Annotated in this window: 23 protein-coding genes and 3 tRNA genes; 10 read left to right on the top strand and 16 right to left on the bottom strand. The window is 56.0% G+C overall.

What is annotated here, in order from left to right:
• Window positions 1-291 precede the first annotated feature (291 nt).
• Window positions 292-1,401 carry a hypothetical protein gene (locus M5B44_RS23080; protein WP_248740594.1) on the top strand — a complete coding sequence of 370 codons (1,110 nt, stop codon included), beginning with the start codon at window positions 292-294 and terminating at the stop codon, window positions 1,399-1,401.
• A gap of 46 nt (window positions 1,402-1,447) precedes the next feature.
• On the opposite strand, the gene M5B44_RS23075 is transcribed toward M5B44_RS23080, so the two are convergent.
• Window positions 1,448-2,524, bottom strand: coding sequence for a 3-deoxy-7-phosphoheptulonate synthase (locus tag M5B44_RS23075; RefSeq protein ID WP_248740593.1), 1,077 nt, complete (start codon window positions 2,522-2,524; stop codon window positions 1,448-1,450).
• 334 nt (window positions 2,525-2,858) lie between these two features.
• Entirely contained in the window at window positions 2,859-2,987 is a 129-nt protein-coding gene (locus tag M5B44_RS28860; RefSeq protein WP_263860270.1) for a hypothetical protein, read from the bottom strand.
• A 171-nt stretch (window positions 2,988-3,158) separates the two neighbouring features.
• Here M5B44_RS28860 and M5B44_RS23070 point away from each other — a divergent pair, with 171 nt between their 5' ends.
• From M5B44_RS23070 to M5B44_RS23040, 7 genes are all read left to right on the top strand, one after another.
• On the top strand, window positions 3,159-3,623 hold the full coding sequence (locus M5B44_RS23070; protein ID WP_248740592.1) for a GNAT family N-acetyltransferase: 465 nt from the start codon (window positions 3,159-3,161) through the stop codon (window positions 3,621-3,623).
• Window positions 3,624-3,750: 127 nt separating this feature from the next.
• Window positions 3,751-4,392 (top strand): UvrY/SirA/GacA family response regulator transcription factor, encoded by a 642-nt coding sequence (gene uvrY, locus M5B44_RS23065; protein WP_248740591.1) that lies wholly within the window; start codon window positions 3,751-3,753, stop codon window positions 4,390-4,392.
• Window positions 4,393-4,394: 2 nt separating this feature from the next.
• Window positions 4,395-6,218 carry an excinuclease ABC subunit UvrC gene (gene uvrC, locus M5B44_RS23060; RefSeq protein ID WP_248740590.1) on the top strand — a complete coding sequence of 608 codons (1,824 nt, stop codon included), beginning with the start codon at window positions 4,395-4,397 and terminating at the stop codon, window positions 6,216-6,218.
• A 32-nt stretch (window positions 6,219-6,250) separates the two neighbouring features.
• On the top strand, window positions 6,251-6,811 hold the full coding sequence (gene pgsA / locus M5B44_RS23055) for a CDP-diacylglycerol--glycerol-3-phosphate 3-phosphatidyltransferase (protein ID WP_085603312.1): 561 nt from the start codon (window positions 6,251-6,253) through the stop codon (window positions 6,809-6,811).
• Between the two features lie 60 nt (window positions 6,812-6,871).
• A tRNA-Gly gene (locus M5B44_RS23050) sits at window positions 6,872-6,947 on the top strand.
• Between the two features lie 47 nt (window positions 6,948-6,994).
• A tRNA-Cys gene (locus M5B44_RS23045) sits at window positions 6,995-7,068 on the top strand.
• Between the two features lie 193 nt (window positions 7,069-7,261).
• Window positions 7,262-7,348: transfer RNA gene (locus M5B44_RS23040), tRNA-Leu, on the top strand.
• Window positions 7,349-7,854: 506 nt separating this feature from the next.
• On the opposite strand, the gene M5B44_RS23035 is transcribed toward M5B44_RS23040, so the two are convergent.
• Together M5B44_RS23035 and M5B44_RS23030 are read right to left on the bottom strand one after the other, a co-directional pair.
• Window positions 7,855-9,321 carry a hypothetical protein gene (locus M5B44_RS23035; protein ID WP_248740589.1) on the bottom strand — a complete coding sequence of 489 codons (1,467 nt, stop codon included), beginning with the start codon at window positions 9,319-9,321 and terminating at the stop codon, window positions 7,855-7,857.
• Between the two features lie 269 nt (window positions 9,322-9,590).
• Window positions 9,591-11,468, bottom strand: coding sequence for an acyltransferase family protein (locus M5B44_RS23030; RefSeq protein WP_248740588.1), 1,878 nt, complete (start codon window positions 11,466-11,468; stop codon window positions 9,591-9,593).
• A 590-nt stretch (window positions 11,469-12,058) separates the two neighbouring features.
• Between M5B44_RS23030 and M5B44_RS23025 the strand changes: the two genes are divergently transcribed.
• Entirely contained in the window at window positions 12,059-12,517 is a 459-nt protein-coding gene (locus tag M5B44_RS23025; RefSeq protein WP_318653958.1) for an aldehyde dehydrogenase family protein, read from the top strand.
• Here M5B44_RS23025 and M5B44_RS23020 read toward each other — a convergent pair.
• The 12 genes from M5B44_RS23020 to M5B44_RS22965 form a co-directional block, all read right to left on the bottom strand.
• Entirely contained in the window at window positions 12,472-13,308 is an 837-nt protein-coding gene (locus tag M5B44_RS23020) for an NAD(P)H-binding protein (protein WP_248740587.1), read from the bottom strand. The two genes, M5B44_RS23025 and M5B44_RS23020, sit on opposite strands and share 46 nt — an antisense overlap.
• A 118-nt stretch (window positions 13,309-13,426) precedes the next feature.
• The gene (locus M5B44_RS23015; RefSeq protein ID WP_248740586.1) at window positions 13,427-14,098 is read right to left on the bottom strand and encodes a TetR family transcriptional regulator; all 672 of its coding nucleotides are present in this window, start codon (window positions 14,096-14,098) and stop codon (window positions 13,427-13,429) included.
• Between the two features lie 113 nt (window positions 14,099-14,211).
• Entirely contained in the window at window positions 14,212-14,496 is a 285-nt protein-coding gene (locus M5B44_RS23010; RefSeq protein WP_119428263.1) for a hypothetical protein, read from the bottom strand.
• 87 nt (window positions 14,497-14,583) lie between these two features.
• Window positions 14,584-14,814, bottom strand: a complete 231-nt coding sequence (locus M5B44_RS23005; RefSeq protein ID WP_085710047.1) for a hypothetical protein — start codon at window positions 14,812-14,814, stop codon at window positions 14,584-14,586.
• A gap of 120 nt (window positions 14,815-14,934) precedes the next feature.
• Window positions 14,935-15,165 carry a hypothetical protein gene (locus M5B44_RS23000; RefSeq protein WP_248740585.1) on the bottom strand — a complete coding sequence of 77 codons (231 nt, stop codon included), beginning with the start codon at window positions 15,163-15,165 and terminating at the stop codon, window positions 14,935-14,937.
• A 71-nt stretch (window positions 15,166-15,236) separates the two neighbouring features.
• Window positions 15,237-16,874, bottom strand: coding sequence for an ATP-binding cassette domain-containing protein (locus M5B44_RS22995; protein WP_248740584.1), 1,638 nt, complete (start codon window positions 16,872-16,874; stop codon window positions 15,237-15,239).
• A 144-nt stretch (window positions 16,875-17,018) separates the two neighbouring features.
• Window positions 17,019-18,047 (bottom strand): DNA topoisomerase IB, encoded by a 1,029-nt coding sequence (locus M5B44_RS22990; RefSeq protein ID WP_248740583.1) that lies wholly within the window; start codon window positions 18,045-18,047, stop codon window positions 17,019-17,021.
• Window positions 18,048-18,119: 72 nt separating this feature from the next.
• A complete protein-coding gene (gene modC, locus M5B44_RS22985) occupies window positions 18,120-19,199 on the bottom strand; it encodes a molybdenum ABC transporter ATP-binding protein (protein ID WP_248740582.1) in 1,080 nt (359 codons plus the stop codon).
• Window positions 19,200-19,202: 3 nt separating this feature from the next.
• Entirely contained in the window at window positions 19,203-19,883 is a 681-nt protein-coding gene (gene modB / locus M5B44_RS22980) for a molybdate ABC transporter permease subunit (protein ID WP_085710042.1), read from the bottom strand.
• The gene (gene modA / locus M5B44_RS22975; RefSeq protein ID WP_248740581.1) at window positions 19,884-20,651 is read right to left on the bottom strand and encodes a molybdate ABC transporter substrate-binding protein; all 768 of its coding nucleotides are present in this window, start codon (window positions 20,649-20,651) and stop codon (window positions 19,884-19,886) included.
• 176 nt (window positions 20,652-20,827) lie between these two features.
• Complete coding sequence (locus M5B44_RS22970) at window positions 20,828-21,889, bottom strand: NAD(P)H-dependent flavin oxidoreductase (protein ID WP_248740580.1); 1,062 nt, start codon at window positions 21,887-21,889, stop codon at window positions 20,828-20,830.
• 108 nt (window positions 21,890-21,997) lie between these two features.
• Window positions 21,998-24,445 (bottom strand): autotransporter, encoded by a 2,448-nt coding sequence (locus M5B44_RS22965; RefSeq protein ID WP_248740579.1) that lies wholly within the window; start codon window positions 24,443-24,445, stop codon window positions 21,998-22,000.
• A gap of 179 nt (window positions 24,446-24,624) precedes the next feature.
• Between M5B44_RS22965 and M5B44_RS22960 the strand changes: the two genes are divergently transcribed.
• Entirely contained in the window at window positions 24,625-25,608 is a 984-nt protein-coding gene (locus M5B44_RS22960; protein WP_248740578.1) for an MDR family oxidoreductase, read from the top strand.
• Window positions 25,609-25,664 lie beyond the last annotated feature (56 nt).

Genomic DNA, 25,664 nt, shown 5'->3' with positions numbered 1-25,664 from the left:
CTCTAAATCAGTCTCGGAACTCTCGATGTATGAAGCGTCTCTCTCGGGGAGCGGAAACTGGGTCGGTGTGTGCAGGAAATATCCTCAAAGTTTGAAATCCGGATCGGAATATCTGGACATCTTTTGCCTCGTCCAATGGATTTGTTCCGTCATTGCCTACCTGCTGCGATGCGGTTGCGACCGGAACGCGGTGTGGATGGACGACATCATTTTTCTTGTCTGACTGATTGAATAGGGGCTCTTCGACGCAGCAAGCAAGCTGCAGGGCGTTTCCATGGAGTGGAGCTACGAATGAATATGCAGAGCGTGCAAGAAGAGATACGGGGCAATGTTTTAGCCGTAACGACGATCGGCTCATCGGGGCACGCATGTCTGCGCGAACCGTCGGATTTATTGCCCGCGGTTACCCTCGAATCGGTGGAAAGAGGTGTCCTTGAGCCCTCGTTGAACCGGGTCGTCATCCGCATCGCGCCATATCCCGATATGGCATGCGGTGACAGACTGGTACTGAGTTGGCACGGTCTCGATATCGAGGGTTTGCCGTATCGACAGGAGTTTGCGCGATCGATCAGCGAGTCTCAGCTGGGGAGGGATATCGTTTTTGTCGTCAGCAGTCCTCATATCGCTGCGCTGGATGGCGGTTCGCTGGAAGTGTTCTGGACGTTGAGCAGCATGAAATGGTTGTTGCCCGTCAACTCCGTCAGGACTCGGCTGAATGTGGGGGATGTTCTATACAGTCTGTTGCCGCCCACGGTTGACGATGCCGTTGGCGGGCATCTTGATCCGGCGCGCGTCAACGAAGGCACCACTGTCACTCTCCAGCCTTATGCCGGGATGTCGGTGGGTGATCGAGTGGGTTTGTTCTGGCAGGGGGCTGCAGAGCACGCCTCATTCCGGGACAGCTTGATCGTCGAATCCTTTGCTGTCGGAACGCCGCTGGTGTTCGGTGTCGATCCTCGATTCATCATCCCGCATCGTGGCAGCGAAGTGCTTGTTCGATATGTCATCGAACAAAAAAACGGAGCGCTGCGCGAGTCGGGCTCCAGGAACATCATCATTGCTCCGTTGGTACGCGACGGGCTGGCCGCACCACAAGTGCTTGAAGCACGGGAAGGGGGGCTGGACGTAAGCGAAACCATTGATGGCGTCAGCGTAGTGATCAGCAATGCGCAGGTAGAGGTCGGTGAACTGGTTTTTCTCAAGTGCGATGGCGAGCACTACTCTCATCGCGATGATCGGGAAATAACCAGCGGAATGGAGATTGGGCCCTTGGTGTTTATCGTTCCCTATCGCTTCTGGCGCGAGCATGTCGGTACGGCTGTTCGCGTGTCCTACTCGGTTGAGCGACTGGATGATGTCAGTCAGGTATCCGATGTGGCACTGCTGAACGTGCAGACTTGATCGAGCGGCCTTCCGGGCAGGCATGCTCCGGAAGGCTGGTTCATATTCAGGCCAGGGACGGATTCCGAAGACGCTCCGCAGCATTGAGCAGCAGATGTTCCGTCGCAGTGAAACCCAGGCAGCCATCCGTTACCGAGACGCCGTAGCGCAACGACTCGCTCAATGGCTGACACCCTTCGAACAGATGCGACTCGATCATCATGCCGACCAGTGAGCGGTCTCCCTGCAGGCGCTGCTCCAGCACATCGTTGAAAACCTCCGGCTGACGAAGAGGGTCCTTGCCGCTGTTGGCATGGCTGCAATCGACCATGATCCGGCTCGGGATCTTCAGTCGGCTCAGTTCGGTATGGATTCGGGACACGCTGGCACGATCGTAGTTCGGCCCTTGGTGGCCACCGCGCAGGACCAGGTGTGTATCCGGATTGCCCGAAGTCGGAATGATTGCCGGATGGCCCTGGCTGTCTACGCCGAAATGGCGATGCGGATGAGCAGCCGAGCGCATTGCGTCGACGGCGATAGCCACGCCCCCGTCAGTGCCGTTCTTGAAGCCGACCGGCATGCTCAGCCCGCTGGCCATCTCGCGATGAATCTGTGATTCGGTTGTCCGCGCACCGATGGCGACCCAACTGAGCAGATCGTCGAAGTAGCCGGCCGCCATGGGTTGCAAAAGTTCGGTGGCAACGGGCAGGCCGAGGCGGATCATTTCCAGCATCAGTTCGCGTGACAACGTCAGGCCCGCGGCCATGTCATCGCTGCCGTCTAGATGGGGATCGTACGCTAGACCCTTCCAGCCGACAGTGGTGCGGGGTTTTTCGACGTAGGCACGCATCACAAGCAGCATTTCCTGACTGACGTCGTTGGCCAGTCGGGCAAGTTTTTCGGCGTATTCGAGCGCTGATTCGGGATCGTGAATGGAGCAAGGGCCGACGACGACCAGCAAACGGTGGTCTTCGCCGTTGAGTATGGCGCGGATCCCCTGACGGTGATCGGCAACCCGCTGGTTCAAGGCATTGCTCAGGGGCAATTGCTGCTTGAGTTGCAGCGAACTGGGCAGACGCAGGGTCAATGCCTCGTTGGCCGGGTTCAGGGTGGACAGTGGCAGAGCAGAAACGGACGAGTTCATATTCGGTCTTCCTGGGCTGGTCGCGGGTCTTTCCCGCCGACTCGGCCCTATTGGGGTGTTCGACAGTTGGCCGTATTGGCTACGTGTGTTGGCTTGCCACCTGTGGGTGACCGATCGGAGGTGGCAGGCTGTCCCGAGCGGAGGCTGCTAAATCGCCAGGCGGTAAAGCTGTCGTAGCGGTAATAAGTGGCGTAGTTCATGTCGTTATTCCTCAAGTGTCTGGTGTGTCGCTGAAAATTCAGGGCCTGAAAAAACAAAACCCCCGGTCGGGAGGCCGACCGGGGGGTGAGAATTCTCTGGTAGGCGACCCGTCTATATGGGCGCCGTGTGGGTATCAGGCGCGCCAGTGGCTAAACCAATACCCAAAATAAAAGCTGGCTGGAGCGCAGATGCTGTTCACGCAGGCAGCCGCAACCGAGCGCTGGGCGCCGGTGGCATGAAGCTGTGCAATGGCGTTGAACATGGTCTGTCTCCGATGAATGCACCGAGCTTACTAGAGCCCGCTACGCGTCAGCAATCAGAAATTGCTATTGCAGGTACAAGAAGGCCTCTATCGGTTGAGCCTGTGACACACTGTGGCTTTTCAGCTGCTCAGGGTTGAGTAGCGTCGCAGTAGCATCAGGGAGGGCAAGTCATGCAGGTGGTGGATGTGCAAACAAGCTTTCAATTGCGACCGGCATTGCCCTATGACCTGTCGTTTACGCGAGAAATCACTTGTCGGAACATGCTTCGGTATTACATCAACTACGATCTGTTGTGGCAGGACGAAGCATTCGATCTTGCCTGGGCCGGGCGCGAGAACTGGTTGATTGAATGCAATGGCAGGCCCGTCGGCTATTTCAGCCTCAGTCGTGATGCTCGCGCGCTGTACATTCGCGAATTGCAGGTCTGCGAGGGATTTCAGGGACAAGGTGCAGGATCCTGGGCAATCGATCAGGTTGTTGCAATTGCACGCCAGGAACGTCGACCGGCATTGCGTCTGACGGTGTTCAAGAATAATCCGGCGCAAAACCTGTATCGCAGAAAAGGAATGGCTGTGCAGGGCGAGGACGAATGTTTCCTGAGGATGCAGCTCGATTTCAGTACACCTGTGCTCTGAAACGCACGGCCGGCAAGCCCTGAATGATGAATTGAAACTTTTTATATGTTGCTTGCCGCTAGGTCTGTCTGGCAGTTTTTGCTAAGGTGTCCGGCATCCCAATAAGACCATATCGCGAGGTGTCTGCTTGATTAGGGTGCTAGTGGTCGATGACCATGATCTCGTTCGTACAGGCATTACACGAATGTTGGCCGATATCGATGGCCTGCAAGTGGTTGGCCAGGCCGAGTCCGGGGAAGAATCCCTTATCAAGGCCCGTGAATTGAAGCCCGACGTGGTGCTGATGGACGTCAAGATGCCTGGCATCGGCGGCCTGGAGGCCACGCGCAAACTGTTGCGCAGCCATCCGGACATCAAGGTGGTCGAGGTCACCGTGTGCGAAGAGGATCCGTTTCCTACACGATTGTTGCAGGCGGGCGCTGCGGGCTACCTGACCAAAGGTGCCGGCTTGCCGGAAATGGTACAGGCCATCCGCCTGGTCTTTGCCGGTCAACGTTACATCAGCCCGCAAATTGCCCAGCAATTGGCAATCAAATCCTTTCAGCCGACCAATGACTCTCCGTTCGACGCCTTGTCTGAGCGGGAAATTCAGATAGCGCTGATGATTGTCGGCTGTCAGAAGGTGCAGATCATTTCCGACAAATTGTGCCTGTCGCCAAAAACCGTAAACACCTACCGTTACCGCATTTTCGAGAAGCTTTCGATCAGCAGCGATGTCGAGCTGACGCTTCTGGCAGTTCGTCACGGCATGGTTGATGCCAGCCTCTGACCATGACTGAAACATTCGATTCCGGCGCCTTCCTGTCGACTGTCAGCGGGCGCCCTGGCGTTTATCGCATGTTCGACAGCGATGCGCGTCTGTTGTACGTCGGCAAGGCCAAGAATCTGAAGAAGCGCCTGGCCAGTTACTTTCGCAAGACCGGGCTGGCGCCGAAAACCGCTGCTCTCGTCGGGCGAATCGCCCAGGTCGAAACGACCATCACCGCCAACGAAACCGAAGCCCTGCTGCTTGAGCAAACGCTGATCAAGGAGTGGCGGCCGCCGTACAACATTCTGTTGCGTGATGATAAGTCCTATCCGTATGTGTTTCTGTCTGACGGGCAATTCCCTCGTCTCAGCATCCATCGCGGCGCCAAGAAGGCCAAGGGCAAATACTTCGGGCCTTATCCGAGTGCCGGGGCCATTCGTGAGAGCCTGAGCCTTCTGCAAAAGACGTTTTTCGTCCGTCAGTGTGAAGACAGTTATTACAAGAACCGCACACGTCCGTGCCTGCAGTACCAGATCAAGCGCTGCAAGGCTCCCTGTGTCGGGCTGGTCGAGCCAGAGGTCTACGCGGAAGACGTGCGGCACTCGGTGATGTTCCTCGAGGGCCGCAGCCATGCGTTGACCAATGAACTGTCGACCGCGATGGAAGAGGCTGCAATCAATCTCGAGTTCGAGCGCGCTGCAGAGCTGCGCGACCAGATTGCATTGCTGCGTCGCGTCCAGGATCAGCAGAGCATGGAAGGCGGGACTGGCGACATCGATGTGATCGCTGCTTTCGTCAACCCTGGCGGTGCCTGCGTGCATTTGATCAGCGTGCGGGGTGGTCGGGTTCTAGGGAGCAAGAACTTCTTTCCGCAGGTTGGCATCGAGGAAGACGTTGCGGAAGTCATGGCGGCGTTTCTTGGCCAGTATTTCATCAGCAGCCCTGAGCGGGATTTGCCAAGCGAACTGATCGTCAACGTTGTTCACGAAGATTTTCCCACGCTGGTCGAGGCGATCCAGGAACTTCGCGGGCGCGAACTGACGATCAGTCATCGGGTTCGCGGAACGAGAGCGCGCTGGCAGCAATTGGCCGTGACCAACGCCGAACAGGCGCTGGGCGCGAGGCTGGCGAACCGTCAGCACGTTGCCGCACGTTTCGAGGCCCTGGCCGAGGTGCTGAATCTTGATGAGCCGCCGCAACGGCTGGAGTGCTACGACATCAGTCATTCTAGCGGCGAGGCAACCGTTGCGTCCTGTGTGGTTTTCGGGCCGGAAGGGGCGATCAAGTCGGATTACCGTCGATACAACATCGAAGGCGTAACGGCCGGTGATGATTATGCGGCCATGCATCAGGCTCTGACCCGGCGCTTCAGCAAACTGAAGGACGGGGAGGGCAAGTTACCGGACATTCTGCTGGTGGACGGTGGCAAAGGGCAGCTGTCGATGGCGCGTGATGTGCTCAACGAACTGGCCGTGCCGGATCTGATCCTGCTCGGTGTCGCGAAAGGCGCGACGCGCAAGGCGGGGTTCGAGACTTTGTATCTGAATGATGCTGCGCATGAGTTCACATTGCGTGGTGACTCCCCGGCGTTGCACCTGATTCAGCAGATCCGTGACGAAGCTCACCGCTTTGCAATCACCGGCCACCGTGCGCGTCGTGGCAAAACCCGTCGTACGTCAACGCTGGAAGGCGTGGCGGGCGTAGGTCCGACCCGTCGCAGGGACTTGTTGAAACATTTTGGTGGATTGCAGGAGCTGTCTCGTGCAAGCATCGAAGAGATCGCCAAAGCACCGGGGATCAGCAAAAAGCTAGCAGAGTCGATTTATGCAAACCTGCATAGTGAGTAGAATGCCCATTCACCTCGTAGCCAGTTGTGCCGATGAATATCCCTAATCTGATTACCGTTCTCCGTGTCCTGCTCATCCCGATCTTCATTTTGCTGTTCTATCTGCCTTACCAGTGGAGTTATCTGGCCTCAAGTTCGGTCTTTGCCTTCGCGGCAGCAACGGACTGGCTGGATGGTTATCTGGCACGACGCCTGGAGCAAAGCACTCCGTTTGGCGCGTTTCTGGATCCCGTCGCTGACAAATTGATGGTTGCCGTTGCGCTGGTGTTGCTGGTGCAAGAACACGGCAACTTGTGGCTCACACTGCCGGCAGCCGTCATCATCGGTCGCGAGATCGTCGTATCGGCGCTGCGTGAGTGGATGGCCGAGCTCGGTGCACGGGCCCATGTGGCGGTGTCGAACCTGGGCAAATGGAAAACCGCAGCACAAATGCTTGCGTTGGTGATTCTCTTGGCCAACCCCAAGGTTTTCAGCTTCTGGGTTTTCATCGGTTATGCGTTGCTGATGGTATCGGCAGGCCTGACGTTGTGGTCGATGGTTCAATACCTTCGGGCTGCCTGGCCGCATCTGAAGACCGATGTTGAAAAGAAATAAAACTTTTTTGAATCAAAGGGTTGACGGCGCTTCTGATTTCTATAGAATGCGCCACACCAAGCGGGAATAGCTCAGTTGGTAGAGCACGACCTTGCCAAGGTCGGGGTCGCGAGTTCGAGTCTCGTTTCCCGCTCCAAGTTTGTACAGTGTTTGTTGTTGCGCTACTGACAACAAATGCTTTGAGGCCGAGTAGCAAAATGGTTATGCAGCGGATTGCAAATCCGCCTACGCCGGTTCGATTCCGACCTCGGCCTCCACTATAAACAAGCTCCGTAGATCCATGATTTACGGAGCTTTTTTTTGCAAATTTTAGCAAGATTTAATCTTGAAAATTACCTTTGCAAACTTGCTTCAGCGGGGACTGATGTATATATTTCCCCCTCCTGTTGCGTAGGCTTCAATCTGTCAGGATTGGGAATCTGTATCAGGATAACGCTGCACCGCGCTACCGCCCGAATGGCGAAACTGGTAGACGCATGGGACTTAAAATCCCCCGTTCGTAAGGACGTGCCGGTTCGATTCCGGCTTCGGGCACCATCTAAAATCAAGGGTTTGCGGGCGAAAGCTGATGCAAACCCTTGCTTGCTTCTAGGCCGACGTTTTGAATTTGGCCACACTCACTTGGTCGCCGCCACTCTATTACTCATCAGATACCGGATGTCCTGCTTTTCCATCATTAGGGTGTCTGTGATTCTGTGCGAGGTCGGGGCCGGGGCGCGGTTCAAGGTGCTGATTTGGTGCAGAAAGGCACGGATTATTGTCAGTAAAGTAACGCGCAATTCTTTACCCGTTGGAGGGCATTTGGGCCGCTTCCGCAGCAGCCCTATCTGCTCAATGGGGCGTTCTTGCTGGCGCTTCGAGTGGGCGATGCGGCCGTTGAGGGGTTGTGTTGGCGAAGGGTTGGCAGAAGTATTCTAAAGCGCTGACAGCGGTAGAGGTTGTCACGTGAGTCCTCCACCGCTGGTCGGCAATGCCATCTAGCGTTGTCCATGAATCTGGCCCTCGACTCTCGTTAAGGGCGGCCGTTATTCATTTGAACGCAATTACTTTTGAGGCGCCTTGTGGTCTTCGAAAATAATGCTATATCTTGACAATATAGAAGTATTTGTCATGGCTATTGAGCACGTAAGAATCGCTACATATGCAAGTGCGATCGTTAAGTTTTTCAGGGATGGCAGATTTTTAATTTCAGGTGCGCAGAGTTTGAATGCGATTGCGCCGTAGCAGAGAATCTGTAGTGGAATGAAGAACCTCGTCTCTATTGCGCCAGGAATAATTGCTACCACCGGAAGTATAAACAATAATACCCAGAAAACTTTGGTTGAAATTGTTGTGTCGGATTTTGAATGTTCAATTGGCTTCTCTATGAGGCCACGAGCAAGAATAAATAATCCGAAAAAAAATACCGACAGGCTTATCGCTGAACGAAATACTTTTTCATGCGAAGGGGACGTTGTGTATACCTCATGGTCGCGCACATCGATGCCATTGATAAAGTGTCGTACGTATAGTTTGGAAAACTCGATTGGTTCTGATAGTGCCATTTTAAGGTACCAAGGCACTGTTGCTTTTATATCTTTCATTCCGTTATTGCTAAAAAAAAGTTCACCTTCTGGGTCGAAATAATAGATACCCGACACTTTTGCATTTTCTTCGTCTAGAAGAGTCTCATAGCGCTGTATTGTAATTCCCCATTTTAATTGGGTGGCAAACAGAGAGGCGTCGCCAATGTTTGATATTACAAAAGGCGAAGGGGTGTCGAAATGTTTGATGTTTATCAGTGTCTGGGGAGTGGAGCAAACTGCAGACCCAATAATGAAAACAACGGTTGCGAGAAGTCGGGTTTTTATTGATTTGTTTTTAAAAATCACAGCTGGAACAGCAATTGTTAATGCGATTAGCGTGAATATGTAAATCAATCTGGTGTTACAAGCTCCGTAAGCAAGTATTCCCGCAATGAAAACAAACGATAGCATACCAGTGATGGATGTTTTTTCTTTGGCGCAGATCAAAAGGTAAATGCTAAGGAAAGTCAGCGAAAGCGCAGGCAAGTCGCTCAGGGGGTACGAGACAAGCCCAGGAAAAAATATTGCAACAAGTGATGGAACAATAAGTCTTCTCGGAAGTGTGCTCGTCCCCCCAAAGATTTTTACAAACAGATCGGGAAAAACGATACCGAGGATGTAGCTGTACGCAACGGATTGTAGGACTCTTAATGGAAAGTATCCAAATTGCGGCATGGCTTCAGATAGGTATTTTGCGGGTGAAAGCAAAAGCGGGAAAAAATATCCTCGAAGATTTTGGGGGAAGGAGAAGTCCCAAATGTAGGAGCTCAAATACCAGTAGTCTTTCGCATCGCCCAAGAATATTTTTGCATCGATAGATTTTTGCGCGATATAAAATATAAATGTTGCCGCAATAAAGGCGATTATTTTCTGATCGTTATTCGCGATTTTTGCGAAGTACTCCAGCCACGTTTTTTTAATTGATCCCAAAGCCAGTGATTCCATATTGTGTCCTTTGCCCTTAGCGATGTTTTTGTGTCGTTTTTATGCGGTCGTGAAATTCTACAACATTAGCCATTAGATTTATCCGCTATCTGAACCCAGTCAACCTGATATTGGTCCCGGTTCGCGATCTGGCGCAATGTCGGATCGCTGCTGGCAAGGCAAGAGACGGCGAGGGTGGGGGATCATATGCCAGCAGCGGCTGAAACAGTTGTACTGATTTGATCCGCCACAGCGACTGCTCCGGGGCGGTTCAAATCAAACAGAACATCTTAGTTGATTATCTGAGGCAGCAGTTCCTTCGCAAAATGTCTAGATCCTACTGGAGTAAAGTGGTGTATATCGTAGTAATAAGGTGTTTCGTCAGCGCTGGCCATGGCGCATGTGTCTTTTGGGCAAATCGTTTTAAATACATCTACAAATTTGGCATTTGTAGTTGCGACGACAGCGGCAGCTGCATTTCTGCTGGTTATGATCGCCGGAAGTTCCAGCTCGTCGGAAGACATCATGCTGGTTTCTCCCGCTTCGACTTTCTTAATAACCAGCAGTGGGACACTTTGTTTGTATATTGGAGATGTGCCGAGGACCACTGTTTTGATGCCTAGACTAGACAGCTTGTCGATGGTGTCCTTGAGCTTTCCTATGGTCTCGGGGCTCGACGGCCAGATAGCGCTCATGATAACGAGAGACGGGTGAATTTGTTTTATAATCTCAAAATCATGAGTGTTAGATGCCCGGCAGTTTGGCCGTAACGCCGCATCGGTTTCTAATATCGGTGGGCAGCCTGAAGTAGTTAGCGCTCCCAGGAAATACCCTCGTTCTTCTATCAAAGGTTTCAATCCAGGGTATAAATGAATAGCGTGGCTATCTCCCCAGAGCATGATGCTTTTTTGGCCAGCTGCAGGAATACATCCACTGCGAAGCGCATCTGTTGAAGTTTGTTCCGGCCGGAGGAAGCACGTGCCATCAAGAAAGTCTTTCGCATAGCTATATTGAAGCATGGCGATGGCATTTACAGTTCGCGCTGTAGTCGGCTGAGGAAAGCCATTTTTTACTGTTACGTAACCTGAGATTGCAGCAACAAAAAACAGTGATGTTGCTGAAAGACTCAGTACTCTAAACGGGCGCCAGTCTTGTTTCGCTTTGCGAAAAGGCTGCTCGATAATCATGTAATTCAGTGTCGCCAAAATAAGGCATAATGCAAAAACGCACGCGGCACGTAAGTTTTGGTCGGCTGTTGGGAAAAGGCGATCAGCAAAAACTATAAGTGGCCAGTGAACAAGATACAATGAATAGGATATTTTCCCGATGAATCTCACCGGCGGTAATGATAGAGCGCGTCCAACAATGTTTTCTTGCTGGCAGCCTACTATCAGCAAGGCGGTGCCTAGGCAGGGAAGCAAGGCTGCAATCCCAGGAAATTTAGTATTTTCATCGTAAAAGAAGAAGCTAAAGCCAATCGCGGTTATGCCGATTGTCGCCGATATTAAGCCCGCCTTTTGGTTTCGTATACTAGGCAAGTTGGGGAGCGCAATCAAACTTCCGATCAGGAGTTCAAATGCTCTTGAGGGGAGCAGGTAAAATGAAGCTGTAGGATCTATGTATAAAAGACTTTGGGAGTACAGAAGCGAAAAAAGCATGATGATTGCGATAATTACGCTTAGCCAAAGCTTTCCAAATCTTATGGCTGCCAAAGCTATTAAAGGGAAAAAAATGTAAAACTGCTCTTCTACGCCTAGAGACCATAGATGCAGTAGTGGTATTTCGTTGGCGCCAACGGAGAAGTAATCGAGACTGCTATAGAAGAAAATATTAGCGGCAAAAAATGCAGATGCTATCGCAGTTTTAGCATAATGAGTTAGTTCGGCAGGGTACAAAAAAATGTATGCTGCAATTGAAGTTAATGCAACCACCGATAAAAAGCCGGGCAAAATACGTCGCGCGCGTCTGACGTAAAATTTCGCAATTGAGAACTCTGATCTACCTATCTCTTCAAAGATGCTTTTGGAAATTAGATATCCGGAGATCACAAAAAATATATCTACCCCCGTATATCCTCCTGGAAGAAAGCCTAATTTCAAGTGAAATATTATTACCCCGAGCACCGCAAGTGCTCTAAGCCCATCAATGTCAGAACGGTAGCGCAACATCAAAAAAATCCCTATTACTCGGCGCGTTGGCGTGGAGTAAGATTTATAAATCTATTTTTTGAGGAGTTTGGAGTGAACTCTATTTATCTAAGTAGTTGTTGTCTGTCTGTGGTCTACTCGTCCTCTCCGTAGTGAGTAGGTGGCGCACTTCGGATGGTGGTGCGCGATCAACGATCCTTGTATGAGAAAGGAAATTTCTACGGCCGTGTAATCCATCGAACTAGCTCCCTGAAATCTGGTGGCCTAGTGTAATCATTTGGGAGGTCAAGTGGCAGAATTTCCTGTTGTGAGTCAACTCGGTCTCAGACTACTGATCGATGCTGCGTGGTCGTTCTGGCCGTCCGACTCGACCAGCCAGGATTCGTTGCATCCGTCGCAAAGGGTCATGGGTGATTGACACGGAACACTGAGTTCCTCGCGATAAATGCAATGGGAATCTCGTCGCTTGCTGGCGCACATTGCTTGGTTTAACTCAATGTTCCTGGTTGTAAAGGAACGATGGTCGTCCACAAGGCCTGGATACGGGATGGTTCGTGAAACCCAGGATTTTCACGGATGCCAACAATCAAATGCGAATCGTGCGCTAAGAAATTTTCGGCCTCGTACTGACAATCATCCCGTGTGAGTATGAGGCTGACGCGATCCGGATTGCCAACGACACGGCCTTAGGGCTGAGCGCGCTGGTACACCGAAACAGCGATGAACGCTGTGTGAGTATTGCCCGTCAGATTGATTCGGGGCGTGTGTTGATCAATACGCTGACTCACAAACCACGAGCTCCTTTCAGTGGGTTCAAGCATTCGGTGCCGGGGCGAGAAATGGAGCGTTGGGGGAATGAACACGTATCTGTAACCCAAGACTTTGATTGCGAATGCACCGATGGACTGAGCAGGTCTGCATACGCTAGTCGTTTGTTAAATCTAAAAGCTTGCATGATATTTCTCATGCATACCTGCTTTTGTGTTTCCGATAAATACATACGTGTTCGTCCAATCGCCTTTTACTACCGCGCGTTCCAGATTCCGGTCGAAGCCGTGCGCCTGGCATAAGCGCTGAAGTCATTCGCAGGGCGCCCCAAGGCTTGTTTCACTCCATCGGCTACAGCCGCATTGCGCCCATCTAGCACGGTGGTGAAAAGGTAAAGCAACAGGTTGACATAGGGTGTCGGCAATTGCCTATGCTCAAGTTCCTTGAGGTAAGCCTGCGCCGAGACTTGCGTGAACTGAATATCCCGTCCGGTCGCCGAGCTGATTTCTTCTAGCGCTTCGTAAAAGGTCAGTGCCCTTGGCCCTGTGAGCTCATAAAATTTTCCTTTATGACCCGGTTTTGTGAGGACTTGCACGGCAACCTCGGCAATATCTTCCGCATCGACAAAGGGTTCAGCGATATTGCCGACCGGCAGCACGAGCTGACCTTCGATGATCGGATCGAGAAAATGCGCTTCACTGAAATTCTGGAAAAACCAGCTGGCTCGCAGAATTGTCCAGTCGATACCGCTGTTCTGCACAATACGTTCAGCTTCTTGCGCTTCAATTTCACCGCGTCCTGACAGCAGTACCAAGTGTTTGACGTGGTGCTCGACGGCGAGCGAAACGAACGCCTGCAGGGTTTCCAGGGCGCCGGGCATGGCGAGATCGGGCTGATAGGAGATATAGACTGCGCGCGCGCCCGTCAGAGCTGCGCTCCAGGTTGAAGGATAGTCCCAATCGAAGGGGATGGTTGCGTTGCGCGAACCTGGTCGAACCGGATGTCCATCTTCGATCAGTCGTTTGCTGATACGGCTTCCGGTTTTTCCGGTAGCGCCGAGTATCAGAAAGGGTTGGGCTTCTGAGTTTGTCATGATCATCTCTCTGTTAACGTGAGTATCTCTCACAAAAAATACGATAGATGCTCACGTTATGCCGTCAAGAAACGACTGCCCTCAGCCGACGACAGGTCATTTGTTGGACGTCACGGATTTAGATCGGAGAATTAAGAGAGTCGGCGAGGGCCGGATGGAGTATTTCCCGAAGCGACATGCGCTTGAAGGTTTCGACCAGTCGCTTGCCTTCTGCCTCAGAGCAGGAAATGGCCAGGCGCATCGTTGATTCGCCCAGTTGCCAGACCAGAAAAGCCGCATCGCTCACTTCTTTTTCATTGGCGTCAGGGAAGGCGCGCAATACCGCGCGGGTCAACATTTGCGCCGCAATGCGACTTTCCTGCAGTTCCAGTTCCAGCAGCTGTTTGTCTGCCTGCATGCCTGACCAGATATCGCGCATGACCGGTTCTGCCGTGATGACCTGGTAGTACAGATCCAGCAGTTCCGAATAAGCGACTTCCAGCGATTGCGCATCATGGACCTTCTCCAGAGCAACCTGAATGCAGCGGCGGCTTTCGGCGTTGTAGCGTTGCGCGAGGCTGAGGATGATCGAGCTTTTGTCGGGAAAATACTGATAGAGAGAACCGATGGATATCTCACAGAGCGAAGCGATTTCGCTCATCTTCAACTGATCGCTGCCCTTGCTGGCGATCAGCCGTGTAGCCACGCCGAGAATCCGTTCCTGCCGTTCACGGCTGCGTTTTTGCGACGGATTGCGGCGAGGTGAGGGAGGCGCTCCGAAGTTGTCTTCAGGATCAAGGGATGTTTGCACTCTGAGTTACCGAAACTGGAACCGACAGGACTCACCATAGCATCGGCAGAGCTACACAGTAATAAACACATCAGCAGAAATGGGCCGAACAGACGGCCCATTGTGTTACCGGTCTAGACGAAGGCTTGCCCGGTAAAACCCCTCGGCAGACGCTGGAGGCCAGCCATCGCCGTCAGACGTTCGATCCACTCGGAACGCCAACTGGATGCATGGTTCGTTGCCTTGGCATGGCGAGCGGCCCGGCGCGCCGCATTGCGCTGGTCTTTACGTGCGTTTTTATAAGCGTCGGTGTTGCGGCAGCTGCGGCACTTGACGCGATTGAGCTCGGGGCTGGCGCTGAGATTGTTGCCCTTGTGACCGCAGGCCAGATGCCCGTCGACTTTGAAGTGAATGACCATGAGACGCCTCCTTGGTGACGTGTAAAGGGTTTGACCTTTCACCACCAAGGACGTTCTTTTTTTGCAGGCATTGTGCGAATCAGTGGATCACCTGAAGCGTGGCAGCGGCCGATCGACAGGCTTGAGCGACGAGAGGGTGCTGCGGATCAGCGGCGTATCCTTTTCGATGTCGTTCAAGCGGTCGCGGATGCGCAGGGCGGTCGGATGCCCGCCTTGATGATCGACCCAGTCGGCGATCTCCTTGCAGGCCGCGGCAAGGCGTGCCTCCCGGGCCTCGAGCAAGGTGAGGAGAGTGGTGATGGACTCTCTTTCGGACATGGAACACCTCCGTTCAGGAAACCGCTCTGAGGCAGCAAAAAGCCCGCGAAGCGCGAGCTCTCTGCCGTTGGGGCGCTGCTCCTTCAGCTGGTTTGAGTATAGACCCGTAAATGACAGCTATCAGCCCGAAGACTCACAGTCCGTCACTCGTGAGCTGGCGGCATTCAGTCGCTGGCATTCTCGCCGGGCGTCCTCTTCCAGATCGTAACCATCCCCGATGAAACCGCCGGTACGCGTGTCGTTGATGCGATACCAGCTGATGGCCTCGGCGGGTTCGTGGAGACTTTCTCCTGCGCGGCGACCGTGAATGATGATCTTGTTGCAACGCTTCACGACGAATATGTCTTCCATGGCGTCACCGCAGCTGATTCATATCAGATCAACTATAGAAGCCCTGACAAATCGTGCAAAAAATAGTCAGGTCAGTTCGTCGGTTGAAGTAACCAACCGGAACGGTGCCAGTTCAGAGAGTGAGTCGGTTGCAGCGCCTTAAGGAAGTCCAAGTCGTGCGAAACGGCAACTATCGCTCCCGGAAATGTCTGCAAGGCTCGTTCGAAAGCTTCCACCGAGGGCAGGTCCAGGTGATTGGTTGGCTCATCCAGCAACAGCAATTGCGCGGGGTCTGCTCTCCACAATGCCAGCGCCAGTGCAGCTTTCAGGCGTTCGCCACCGCTCAATGACGCGCCACATCCCATGGCGCGGCGAGCATCCAGTTGCAGGTGAGCGAGGTTGCTGCGCAGCGCGCCTTCGTCCAGGCCCGCACCCTGCGTCATCAACTGTTCGGTGATCGAGCGCTGATCGTCCAGTTGGGCCAGTTGCTGATCAAGAAACGCGAATGGAACGTGAGTCGTGGCGACCCCGTCGACAGGCGCCCATTGCCCGGCCAGTACCCTCAGCAAGGTCGATTTGCCGCACCCGTTGGGACCGCTGACAGCGATTCGCATCGGGCCACGGATCGCCAGGCTCAGGCGGCTTGTTGCTGCTGCGCGGGGCAGCCATGGCAATCCGGCTTCAATCAGTGTGCAGACCTGACGATTGTTCGGCACGGTGCTTCCAGGCAGGTTGACCAGTACATCTTCTGCGGGCTGTACCTTGGCGTACGCCTCCCGTACCTGGGCATCGAGCTCGGACTTGCGTGCCTGATGGCCCTGCCTGACGTGCCCCATGATTTCCCGGGCGGCGCCTTTGATTGCCACGTATTCGAAACTGGCAATGTTGGCGGTTTCGGCTTTGCGTCGGGAATTGGCTGCATGGCGTTGTATCGTGTCTTGTTCACGCCGTAACCGCACGTGCTCACGCTGGCGCTCGCTTCGGGCTTGATCGAGACGTGCTTGTGCCGCCGCCTGATGGATCCGTTGGTGCTCACGGAACGCCGAATAATTGCCGCGAAAGTCATTTGCCTCCACGCCATTCAATTCGACAATCCGTTGCATGCCATCGAGCAGTTGCCGGTCATGGCTGACGACGATCAGCCCGCCGTGCCAGCGCGCCAGTGAGTTCATCAGCCATTGCCGTCCCGATGAATCCAGATGGTTAGTCGGTTCATCAAGGACCAGCAACGAAGCCTGACTCAAAAACGCTCCGATCAGTGCGACTCGTGCTTGCTGGCCGCCACTGAGTTGTTCGGTCAAGTCTGTGAATGCGACCTCGGCCAGCCCGGCGTCATCGAGCAAGCGCCGCAAACGCTCCGCGAGATCCCATTGTTCGCCAATGAGGTCGAAATCCTCGACGGACCCGCAGCCCCGGTTCATTCGTTCCAGGGCCTGAAGAATGGCGGCGCTGCCGATGGTCTCGGCGACCGTCTCGCCAGGTGCAGCGACCAAGGTTTGCGCTACGTAGGTTGTGGCCACTGTGCGCGTCACGCTGCCAGTGGTGGGTAGCCATTGTCCGGCGATCAAGCGCGCCAGTACGCTTTTGCCGACACCGTTGCGTCCGACGATGGCGGTCGGCGTGTGATCGAACTTCAAATTAAGTGCATCGAAAATCGTCTCGCCATTGGCGAACTGGAAACCCAGTTGATTCAGGGAGACGAGGGCAGGCGTACGCGAGACGTGAGTCATCGGCACCTCCAAAAAATGTCGTGAAAACAGACAAGCGCCCTGAGAGGCGTGTCGCGATTACATTTTTGAAGGCTTAGTTGTTCACTTTCTGCGGTCGTCCTTGGGAGGGGAAGCTCAATAGCCTAGTCGAGACGTTCGACTGCATCAAGCCATGTCAGACATGCGTTCAAGAAATAGCGCCAGGGCGACTTCTTCCTTGCGCAGGCCTTTGCGGATCCTCGGCTTTGGCAGCTCCGCCAGTGCGCCCAGCATGAAATGCTCCACCACGGCCGGATGGATATAGCATTTGCGGCATACCGCCGGGGTGTTGCCCAGTTGTCGCGCCACATCTTTGACCATCTCCACCACATGCCGCTTGGCTTCGGCTTCCGACTCCCATTGCAACTCCCGCAGCACTGCCAAAGCGAGGGCGCTGCCGGCCCAGGTCCGGTAGTCCTTGGCGGTGAAATCCGCGCCGGTCAGGGTTTGCAGGTAAGTGTTGACGTCGGAAGAGCTGATGGTGTGCCGCTCACCGTTTTCATCGAGATACTGAAACAGGTTCTGCCCCGGGATTTCCAGGCAGCGCTTGATGATCCGCGCCAGGCGCCGGTCTTTCACGGTGATCTGATGCTCGATACCGCTCTTGCCGCGAAACTGGAACAGGATCGCGCTGCCATTGATCTCGACATGCCGGCTGCGCAAGGTGGTCAGGCCGTACGATCGATTGTCCCGCGCGTATTGCGTATTGCCGACGCGAATCAGCGTGGCATCGAGCAGCGTGATCACCGTAGCCATGACTTTGTCGCGGCTGAACCCCGGCGCGTCCAGCAGCACTTCCAGCTGTTTGCGCAGCTTCGGCAGCGCCATGCCGAACTCGCGCAGTCGCGAGTATTTGTCGGCATCGCGGACTTCGCGCCAGCGTGGGTGATAGCGGTATTGTTTGCGCCCGCGAGCATCGCGGCCGGTGGCTTGCAGATGGCCGCGAGGGTCCGCGCAGATCCACACATCGGTGTAGGCCGGCGGCACAGCCAGCGCATTGATGCGTTTGATTTCGTCAGGATCGCGGATGCGCTGGCCGGTTGCGTCGAAGTAGCAGAACTTGCCGCGCAGCTTCTTGCGGGTGAGTCCCGGCTGGGTGTCATCGACGTAATGCAGATCCGAAGGCGACACATCGGTCAGCGCGGTATCGGGCATGGCGGGGTTCCTGGGCGGCAATCGGGCTGTTACAGCGATTGACCGCAGACCCCGGCAGTCGTGCCGACCGATTTATGCCAGAACCGCGACAGCCTTGATCTGCGCCCATAATTGTTGGCCGGCATGTACACCAAGCTGATCCCGTGAGTAGCGGGTAATACGGGCCAGCAGCGGAGTGCCGCCCGCATCGAGGCGAATCAGCACATGAGCGGCATTGTCGGCGGGCATTTCGCTGACCACCGTGACCGGCAACCGATTGAGGATGCTGCTGTGCTCGGTGTTATGCAGGGTCAGGCTGATATCGCGAGCCTGCACTTTGCAGCGCAACGCCTGGCCGATCTCCATGGGGGAGTGAGTCACACGGATGCTCAACAACGTGTCGGGCAATTGCAGGCAAAGCAATTGGTAGTCGTGATCGTAGGAAACGACTTGCCCCTCGATCACGACGCCAGCGTCATCGCCCATTGCCAGAGGCAGATCGAGACGCGCCAGGGTTTCGCCGATGGGGCCGCTGGCCAGCGCTTTACCGTTGTCGAGCAGCACCAGATGATCGGCCAGTCGCGCGACTTCATCCTGTGCGTGACTGACATACAGAACCGGGATATCGAGCTCGTCGTGCAGCCTTTGCAGGTAAGGCAGGATTTCGCTTTTGCGCTGACTGTCGAGGGCGGCCAGCGGTTCGTCCATCAACAGCAGTTTCGGACTGGTCAATAGAGCCCGGGCGATGCCGACGCGCTGACGTTCACCGCCGGACAGATGCTGCGGATGACGCTCCAGCAAATGGCCGATTCCCAATAGTTCGGTGGCTTGCGCCATGTCGACCCGGCGCTGGTTCCTGGCAATCCGCTTGAGTCCGAATTGCAGGTTGGCCAGCACCGAGAGGTGTGGAAACAGGCTCGCTTCCTGAAAGACATAGCCGAGCGCACGTTTGTGCGGCGGGACGAAAATGCCTTTCTCGCTGTCCTGCCAGACTTCGTCGTTGATTTGCACAAAGGCGTCCGAGGCCCGTTCAAGTCCGGCGATGCAGCGCAGGCAGGTGGTCTTGCCGGAGCCTGATTGCCCGAACAATGCAGTCACGCCACGACCGGGCAGGTGCAGGTCGACATCCAGGCCGAAGCCTGAGTAAGCGAGTTTCAAGCGTGCTTCAATCATCGATCAACTCCAGCCTGCGCGCGACTTGCGGCTGGAATAGAGCGCCAGCAACACCAGGAACGAAAACACCAGCATTGCCCCGGCGAGCCAATGGGCCTGTGAATATTCCATGGCTTCGACATGGTCGTAGATTTGCACCGAGACCACTCGGGTCTTGTCGGGAATATTGCCGCCGATCATCAACACCACGCCGAATTCGCCAACCGTATGGGCGAAACCGAGGATCGCTGCGGTAACGAAGCCGGGGCGGGCGAGCGGCAGGATGACGCTGAAAAAAGTGTCCCAGGGATTGGCGCGCAAAGTCGCGGCCACTTCCAGTGGGCGAGTGCCGATGGCGGAGAAGGCGTTTTGCAACGGCTGCACCACAAAAGGCATGGAGTAGAGCACCGAACCGATGACCAGTCCGGTGAAACTGAAGGTGAGCGTGCCAAGCCCCAGCCATTGAGTGAAGTGGCCAAGAAAGCCATTCGGCCCCATTGCCAGCAACAGATAGAAACCGATGACAGTCGGTGGCAACACCAGGGGCAGGGCGACGATCGCCCCGATGGGGCCGCGCAGCCAGGAACGGCTGCGCGACAGCCACAGGGCAATCGGAGTGCCGATGACCAGCAGGATCGCGGTGGTCAGGGACGCCAGTTTCAGGGTCAGCCAGATCGCCGCGAAATCGGCACTCGTCAGCGACATTTACAGCTGATAACCGTAGGACTTGATCACCGCAGCGGCTTTCGGGCCTTTGAGGTAGTCAACCAGCGCCTTGGCAGCGGCGTTGTCTTTGCCTTTGTTCAGGATGACGGCGTCCTGTTTGATCGGGTCGTGCATGCTCGCCGGAACGATCCAGGCCGAACCGCTGCTGACCTTGCCGTCCTTGTAGATCTGCGAGAGGGCAACGAAGCCCAGCTCGGCGTTGCCGGTGGATACGAACTGGTAGGCCTGAGTGATGTTCTGGCCTTCGACGATCTTGGCTTTGGTCGCTTCAGTCAGTTTCAGTTTTTCCAGCACCTGGGTGGCCGCCAGACCATAAGGCGCAGCTTTCGGGTTGGCGATGGACAGGTGTTGATATTCGTTTTTCTTCAGGACTTCGCCTTTGGCATCGACGTAACCTTCTTTGGCCGACCACAGCGCCAGGGTGCCGATGGCGTAGGTGAAGCGCGAACCTTTGACGGTGTCGCCTTCCTTTTCCAGTTTTTCAGGCGTGGTGTCGTCAGCGGAGAGGAATACCTCGAACGGCGCGCCGTTCTTGATCTGGGTGTAGAACTGCCCGGTGGCGCCATAGGCTGCGACCAGTTTGTGCCCGGTGTCTTTTTCGAAGTCGGCGGCGATTGCCTGGATCGGTGCGGTGAAGTTGGCCGCGACGGCAACTTGCACTTCATCCGCCTGAACAGCGCCGACGGCGAACACCGCAAGCAGGGAGGCCAGGCAGGTAGGGGCAAAACGTGAGGCACGAATGGTCATGTAACAGCTCCGTTGTTGGCAGGTGCAGTGGGCAGTTGTTGTTAGAGGGGTAGACTGCGCCGATGCGAGGGGGTGAATCGCTATATAGCTGAATATATAGCGAAATGCTTCCAAACGGAAAGTGCTGGTTTCAGGCGGGCAGGTGAGGGCATGGAATCCCTCGGTCTGCCGTGCCTTTACCGAGCGAGTTTCGCGAGCGCTCCTTCCGCCAGTTGCCGGGTCAGTTCAGCACTGCTCAACTCCTTGCCCAGCGTAAACGCCTGGCCCGCCCACAGGTTGCTGAAGTCGGCCTCGTCCTTGGCGCGCAAGGGCATCAGAGCACCGCCGGCCAGTGGAAACGCCGGTGCCTTGTCCGACATCGGACCCACTTCGCGCATCACTCGATTCAGGATTCCCCGAGCCGGGCGCCCGGTGAACAGATTGGTGATCGCTGTTTCACTGTCTTTTGCCGTGCGCAGCGCCTTGTGATGAGAGGCGCTGACTTTGGCTTCTGGAGTAAACAGATAAGCCGTGCCGACCTGCACGGCCGACGCACCGAGCATGAAGGCCGCTGCGACGCCTCGCGCATCGGCGATCGCACCGGCAGCAATCACCGGCACTTTGACCGCGTCGACGATTTGCGGCACGAGGGCAAAGGTCCCGACCTGGCTGCTAAGGTCATCGCTGAGGAACATGCCCCGGTGCCCGCCGGCCTCATAGCCCATGGCGATGATTGCGTCGCATCCGTTCTGTTCCAGCCAGATAGCTTCATCGACGTTGGTGGCCGAAGACAGGATTTTCGCGCCGGTGGCCTTGACCCGGTCCAGCAGGGATTTTTCCGGCAGGCCGAAATGGAAACTCACCACTTTCGGGCGGAACTCTTCAAGCACTTCGCAAGCGGCCGCATCAAACGGTGCACGGTTGGATACCGGCGTCGGAGCGTCGAAATCGGCTCCCAGTTCGCGGTAGTAGGGTTCCAGCAGATTCTTCCAGTCCCGTGCCCGCTGCTCATCGGCGGCCGGTGGCTGGTGACAGAAGAAGTTGACGTTGAACGGTTTGTCAGTGCCTTGGCGGATGGCTTTCAGTTCTTCGCGCAATTGCTCGATGCTCAGCATCGCCACCGGCATCGAACCCAAACCGCCGGCGTTGCACACGGCGATGACCATCGACGAGTTGGTGGCACCGGCCATAGGGCCCTGGATAATCGGCAGTTCGACGCCGAGCAGGTCAAGAATGCGCGTATCTGGCCATTGGTTCATGGAAAAGACTCCGAAGGACAAAGCAGGGCAGAGAAGCTGAAGCCGGTTTTTTTACCAGCAAAACCGGGTTCAGGGCCAGCCGAGATTTGTGATCTCGCGGGATTCGGTTCAGCGTCGATGAAATCCGCCACCACCACCTCCACCGAATGAATGGTTCATGAACTGCGAGGAGTTGTGGAAGTTGTTCAACCGTTGATTGCCAACGTTGCGCGCCGCCGAATCGCGGTTGAGGTTCTGCAACTGAGCATTGTTGTTGATCGGCGTTCGTGTCGCACCGCCCTTGACCATCGACTGCCAGCCATCATCGGTTTTCTTGTAGACGTTACCGTCATGCCCGGCGTAAACGTTGTCGCCAACCCGCGCGGCGCCGCTGTTGCGTCCGTGAATCCCGCCGTACTGCGTGGTGTTTCCGGTGTTCGGGTTGTAAACGGCGCCTCGATTGGCGGTAACCTGAGTGCCATTGCGAACATTGCCGGCCGTTACCCGGCCTCCGGCAATTGCACCGCCGTTGGGCCCGACCACTTCACCACTGCGACCCGCTGCATAGTTGCCGGTGTAGACATTGTGTACCGCACCGCGCTGGCCCGCAGTCGCAATCCCGGTGCGTGAGTTATAAGAGGAGCCGACCTGACCGGCCCAGCGATTGCCGGTCCAGGCGTTGTAGCCTGCGCCATAGCGGCTGACCGTCGCCCGGTCGCCCCATTGCCGATAGATGTTACCGGTAGTGCCGGCCCAGCCGCCCGGGCCCCAGGCCACGGCGCCGCCGTGATATCCGTAGGCTGCGCCTCCCCAGGCCAACGGCGCCGGATACAGGTGTGGCCCCCACGCGTAACCCCAGCCGTAATTGCCCCACCATGGATAGGCGCCCCAGCCCCAACCCATGGCGGCTGTGTTGCCGCCCCAGCTCCAGCCGAAGCCGAAACCGAAGGTCCAGCCTGTCCATGGCGTATAGCGAATGGCGACGCCAAAACCGTAAGTCACCGGCGGCCCGTACCAGACAGTGCCCACCCAGGGTGTGTACGGATAGCCCGTGCCGTAGACCACGACACCGGTCGCAGGATCCAGCGTCGATCCCTGATAACCCGGGGTATAGCCGACAACAACCGTGTCACCACTGGATTCATAGACTTTGACGTAAGTGAGGTAATGCATCGGCGAGTTCGGCGGAATCGAATAAATCACGGCCGGTACCGAGCTGGCGACAGTCCATGGCCCGGTCACTGCGGTGGCGACGAACCAGATCCCGTTCTCCACTGCATACCAACTGTTTTCATCGACCCGGATGATCGGCGTCGCGCTGTTGATCACATACTGAAGCGGGGTGCCGCTGATGGCTTTGAGCTGAGGCTCCCCATCGAATTGCGGGGCAGTCATGTTGACCGCGCTTTTCTTGATCGCCGACGTCTGCGGGATCGTGGCGGCAATGGCCGCTTCCTTGGCCTGCGGCGTCCCGGCAACTGAGGCTTTGACGTTTTCTTTCGGGCTGTCGTCGGGGATGTTGGCGAAGTCTGCCGGCAGCTTGTCCGCCGGGGTAAATGTCCACGGGCCGTTCATATCAGCGGCACGGAACCAGCGGCCGGAGATCAGCACATAACTGTTCTGGTCGCCGATTTCCTTGAAGATGTGCCCGGTGGTATTGCTGACATACAGCAATTGCGTGCCCTGGATCGGCAGCCACTGTGGCGCTCCGTCGGTGACGATCAGTTCGGTCGGGGTGGTGGCGACAAAGATCTTTGGCTGCGGCGGTTTGGCCAGACTCGGCACTTTGTCCTGCGGATCGCTTTGCCCGGTGAGCAGGTCCACTTGCCGGCTCTCGATCGCGGCTTTCTTGGCTTTCTCCAGATCCGCCAGGGGCGAGGACAGCAGGGTGTACGGCCCTGTCAATTGATCGGCAACCATCCAGCCGTCGAACACGTGCAGATAGTGTTTGCCCTGGGCGTCCTTGAGCAGCAGAGGACGGGTGTTGATGACTCGTTGCAATCCGGTCCCGTCGACCGGTCGATACGCAGCCTCACCGTCGATATAGACGAGCATGGCCGGCACATCAGCGCTGATGATGGTCGGTGGCGTGTTTTCCAGTGGCGCCGTGTCGGCTTTCTGTTCGGCGGCCAGTACGCCGACGGCAGCCTCCAATTGATCCAGGGAGATGGTTTTCTTGCGCTTGGCCGCATCGCTTTGTAGTGTCGTAATCCAGGTGTCGGCTTGGTTGGCGTCGGCAGGGAAGTCGGCCTTGATGATCTTGTACTGGTCGAGCATGACCCAGCGAGTCGCCTTGTCGACCAGCGTATGAGCGCTGAACTGGACGATCCCGTAAGTCGCCTTGCCGTCGGCATCGGTCGCCTCGACGGCGGCGCGGGCCTGCAAGGTGTAGCCATCCCAGCTATCGAGCTGTGGCTGATACACGGTGAGTTTCGACTTGCCGCTGGTGATGACTTGCGGCCATGTCGGCTCAACGGCAGCGGCGTCTGCCGGCTTGGCCGCAGGCGCCGCCCACGCGCTGTTGAATGCCAACAGACAGAGCATCAGCCAGGCAAGAAAAGGGCGGGCGCGGGACATTGTCAGCTCCATCGACAAAGGCTTCTCGGGGATAAACGGAAGCAATCGAAAAAGCATAGTCGCCCGATCTGGAATCACCTGCTGGATTCAGCGATTGGCGGAAAGTCGAGTGGGGCAAAATGTTGCAGTGTGCTATTTGAATGCCACGATCCCCTGAATCCTTCCCCTGAGAGGCAGTCATGTTCAACGGCATTCTGATCGACAAAGACGACAGCGGTTATCGCGCCAGCCTGCAGACAATCGACGAGCAGCAGTTGCCTGAAGGCAACGTGACGGTGCGCGTCGCGTACAGCACGCTCAACTTCAAGGACGGGTTGGCGATTACCGGCAACAGCCCGGTGGTGCGCAAGTTCCCGATGGTGCCGGGGATCGACCTGGCGGGTACGGTCGAAGTCAGTTCGCATCCCGACTATAAGGCTGGCGATCAGGTGCTGCTCAACGGCTGGGGCGTGGGTGAAAACCACTGGGGCGGTCTGGCACAGAAGGCGCGGCTCAATGGAGACTGGCTGATTCCGCTGCCAAAAGCCTTCACTGCCGCGCAAGCCATGGCCATTGGTACGGCGGGCTACACGGCGATGCTGTGCATCATGGCGCTGGAGCGCAATGGCGTGACGCCAGAACAGGGTGAAGTGTTGGTGACCGGCGCCAATGGGGGGGTGGGCAGCTTTGCCATTGCCTTGTTGCACAAGCTTGGCTACCGCGTGGTGGCGTCCACCGGGCGGGTGTCGGAGCATGAATATCTGCAGCGACTGGGCGCCAGCGAAATCATTGATCGTGCAGCCTTGTCCGAGCCTGGCAAACCCTTGGCGAAGGAGCGCTGGGCGGCGGTGATCGATTCGGTCGGCAGTCATACGTTGGCCAATGCCTGTGCGAGTACTCGCGCCGAAGGCACCGTTGCAGCATGCGGTCTGGCTCAGGGCATGGACTTTCCGGCATCGGTGGCCCCATTCATCTTGCGTGGCGTGACACTGGCCGGCATCAACAGCGTGACCCAGCCCAAGGCCCGCCGAATCGAGGCCTGGGCGCGTCTGGCCAAGGATCTGGATTTCGCCCTGTTGCCCCTGATCAGCCACGAAATCGGCCTCAGCGAAGCGATCGAAGCTGCTCCGAAATTGCTCGCCGGACAGTTGCGCGGACGGGTTGTCGTGGACGTCAATCGCTGACACATTAAGCGCCATCGCGGACCTGCCGGGCCGCACTTCAAAAAAAGGGAGTGGCA

The organism is Pseudomonas sp. MWU12-2029, assembly GCF_023242425.1.
Taxonomy (GTDB): Bacteria; Pseudomonadota; Gammaproteobacteria; order Pseudomonadales; family Pseudomonadaceae; genus Aquipseudomonas; species Aquipseudomonas kribbensis.
This window is presented reverse-complemented; position numbering and strand designations above follow the sequence as displayed.

Coding starts and splice junctions, on each gene's coding strand:
- M5B44_RS23010 (WP_119428263.1), bottom strand. CDS start 14,496: ATGGTCATTCACTTCAAAGTCGACGGGCATCTGGCCTGCGGTCACAAG.
- M5B44_RS22960 (WP_248740578.1), top strand. CDS start 24,625: ATGTTCAACGGCATTCTGATCGACAAAGACGACAGCGGTTATCGCGCC.
- M5B44_RS22990 (WP_248740583.1), bottom strand. CDS start 18,047: ATGCCCGATACCGCGCTGACCGATGTGTCGCCTTCGGATCTGCATTAC.
- M5B44_RS22965 (WP_248740579.1), bottom strand. CDS start 24,445: ATGTCCCGCGCCCGCCCTTTTCTTGCCTGGCTGATGCTCTGTCTGTTG.
- M5B44_RS23070 (WP_248740592.1), top strand. CDS start 3,159: ATGCAGGTGGTGGATGTGCAAACAAGCTTTCAATTGCGACCGGCATTG.
- modA (WP_248740581.1), bottom strand. CDS start 20,651: ATGACCATTCGTGCCTCACGTTTTGCCCCTACCTGCCTGGCCTCCCTG.
- M5B44_RS23075 (WP_248740593.1), bottom strand. CDS start 2,524: ATGAACTCGTCCGTTTCTGCTCTGCCACTGTCCACCCTGAACCCGGCC.
- uvrC (WP_248740590.1), top strand. CDS start 4,395: ATGACTGAAACATTCGATTCCGGCGCCTTCCTGTCGACTGTCAGCGGG.
- M5B44_RS22970 (WP_248740580.1), bottom strand. CDS start 21,889: ATGAACCAATGGCCAGATACGCGCATTCTTGACCTGCTCGGCGTCGAA.
- M5B44_RS22995 (WP_248740584.1), bottom strand. CDS start 16,874: ATGACTCACGTCTCGCGTACGCCTGCCCTCGTCTCCCTGAATCAACTG.
- M5B44_RS23035 (WP_248740589.1), bottom strand. CDS start 9,321: ATGGAATCACTGGCTTTGGGATCAATTAAAAAAACGTGGCTGGAGTAC.
- modC (WP_248740582.1), bottom strand. CDS start 19,199: ATGATTGAAGCACGCTTGAAACTCGCTTACTCAGGCTTCGGCCTGGAT.
- pgsA (WP_085603312.1), top strand. CDS start 6,251: ATGAATATCCCTAATCTGATTACCGTTCTCCGTGTCCTGCTCATCCCG.
- M5B44_RS23005 (WP_085710047.1), bottom strand. CDS start 14,814: ATGTCCGAAAGAGAGTCCATCACCACTCTCCTCACCTTGCTCGAGGCC.
- M5B44_RS23020 (WP_248740587.1), bottom strand. CDS start 13,308: ATGACAAACTCAGAAGCCCAACCCTTTCTGATACTCGGCGCTACCGGA.
- M5B44_RS23080 (WP_248740594.1), top strand. CDS start 292: ATGAATATGCAGAGCGTGCAAGAAGAGATACGGGGCAATGTTTTAGCC.
- modB (WP_085710042.1), bottom strand. CDS start 19,883: ATGTCGCTGACGAGTGCCGATTTCGCGGCGATCTGGCTGACCCTGAAA.
- M5B44_RS23030 (WP_248740588.1), bottom strand. CDS start 11,468: ATGTTGCGCTACCGTTCTGACATTGATGGGCTTAGAGCACTTGCGGTG.
- M5B44_RS28860 (WP_263860270.1), bottom strand. CDS start 2,987: ATGTTCAACGCCATTGCACAGCTTCATGCCACCGGCGCCCAGCGCTCG.
- M5B44_RS23000 (WP_248740585.1), bottom strand. CDS start 15,165: ATGGAAGACATATTCGTCGTGAAGCGTTGCAACAAGATCATCATTCAC.